This window comes from Bradyrhizobium sp. P2_E8 (assembly GCF_056403875.1).
The window spans coordinates 1-2,048 of the sequence record NZ_JBFUES010001191.1; the positions used below are offsets into that span (position 1 = coordinate 1).

Below are 2,048 nucleotides of genomic sequence, written 5' to 3' on the forward strand. Positions count from 1 at the left end.
GTGTTGGCCTGGTGCTCGGAAATGCCCGCTGAACGGATGTCCTTCTCAAAGAATTTGATAGCGTCTGCGACCTGCTCCATCAGGCTCGCGAACGACGCGCGCATGAGCGCCACCCGCAACCGACCGAGCAGTTGCAGCAATGGGCCCGCAGCACGCATCACTGGATTGGCATTTGGCGCGACGAGATCGTCGACGCGCAACGGCGGCCCTGCCGGCAGCATGGGTTGCGGCACCTGGCCTTGCGCGGGTGTCGAGATCCATTCCTCGGTTGGATGGCTGGCCGGCGCGGAGGCGTAGTTCGAGCCCTGTGGAACGGGCGAAAAGGATGATGGTGGCGCTGGCGCGCCGGGAGAAGGTACGGGTGACGGCGAATAGGCCGGACGTGCTGCAGGCCCCTCGCCCGGCGGAGGCTGAGAGGTCGGCGCCGGCGGCAACTTCCCGCCGGGGTTGGGACGGATGATCGTCCGTTCGCCCCGACCGAAAGGATTGACCGGCTTGTCCCTGTCGCTCATGGCCTGTCTTCCAGGATAGCCCAAAGGTACAGCTCAAGCTCTGGCCAGTCGCCGGAGAAGTGCATTCCGATCRAGGCCGCCGTGCTGAACTCGGGCCACAGCGGCGACTTGCGGTCGAGATAGAAATAGACGTGATCCGTAATGGCCCGGATATGCGGCGGCGGCGTCGGCAAATGCACCAAGGTCAGGCCCGGCAAGTTTGCGTGCACGATCTCGTTCATCTTGGTGTTCGGCCCAACCTTGAATAGGTGCGGGAAATCGTTCTGGATCTCCACGAGCGGCCGCCGTGCGGCAACCTCCAGCACCAGGGTCGCATTTCGGAATAGCGCTCGATCGCGGATCGGCGATACGAACGCATTCTGCGCGCGCTCGATGATCTCCAGACGGATCGCCCGCCGGCCCAGCCGCGCGCTCAAGAAGTCCTGGATGTCGCTCACCAATGGTGTGAAGACGTTCTCGAGATCGTCGTGATCGTACGCCGGATAGTTGCGCGCGCGCCGTTCCGCCGTGGAAAAAGTCGCAAGTTCACCCGCGAACCTCAGCAATTCCTCGTACAGGCGCTCGGGGTGCACGCTGCCGGAGCGTTGGAAATGAGTCAGCACGGGAATGGTACGGTTCAGCACTTGCAGGACCAGATAGTCGACGCTCTGCAACCCACCGCCGGATGACGGATCGACCGCGTAACGCGCCAGCTCGTCGAGTTTGGTCTCAACCCAGCCGATGATGCGGTTGAGCCAACCATCGATGATCGGATGCGCGGCGCAGACCAGCATCGGCGGCACGAACTTGTCGTCGAACAGGATGTTCTTGTCGCGCACTTCCAGAATGCGCGCGATGCCGAGGCCCATGTATCCGGGCTTGCTGGTCTTGCGCAGTTCGAACGACAAGCGCGGATAAGCGATGTCGATCTCTTCCTCGATGCGTAGCGCCGAGGTCGAGTCAATGAAGGTTTCCGAAGTACGAACATAACGACTGGCGCTGTCGGTGCGGTCCTCGTCGACCTCGCGGGTGTTTGGTGCCGCGACAGGCATCATCAGCCAGACGATCTGGCCAGCGGCCGTCTCCGGCACATCGATCGCTTCGGGAATTGGGCTGTCCGCAGGGATATCGAACGGCGTACCGTCCGGCATGACGCCGGACGCATTGCGCACAGCGAACTTGCTTTGTTCGGTAAGATCCTTATCGATCTCCAGCTGGGCAAAGCCCCAGGGGTATGGTGTCGTGTAGCGAACGCGCTTTTCCAGCAAGTGTTCGATGTAGCGGTCGTTCTGCTGCAGATGATGCGGCCGCAGAAACAGACCTTCCGACCAGAAAACCTTGCTGTACCAAGACATTCCTACATCCACTTAGAAAATGTCGGCGACCGCATGGTCGCCGATAGCTTACTTTGAACCGGGCTTGTCGCCGCGGTCGTAATAGTCCGAGAAGTGCAACATAAAGGTTTCGATCGGCGCGCTGTTGTCGCGGCCAAGATGCGCCTTCCAGCGCGTCAAGAACTCGTCCCAGAGTTTGCCCTTGTTCGTGCCGAGCCAGGAG

Annotated in this window: 2 protein-coding genes; both read right to left on the reverse strand. The window is 61.4% G+C overall.

Annotation, left to right across the window (positions count from 1 at the left end; genetic code table 11):
* Positions 1-221, reverse strand: a 221-nt coding sequence (locus tag AC1D00_RS38435; RefSeq protein WP_477014268.1) for a DotU family type IV/VI secretion system protein, incomplete at its 3' end; no start/stop codon positions are given.
* 287 nt (positions 222-508) lie between these two features.
* A complete protein-coding gene (gene tssK, locus AC1D00_RS38440) occupies positions 509-1,846 on the reverse strand; it encodes a type VI secretion system baseplate subunit TssK (protein WP_477014269.1) in 1,338 nt (445 codons plus the stop codon).
* Positions 1,847-2,048: the final 202 nt, after the last annotated feature.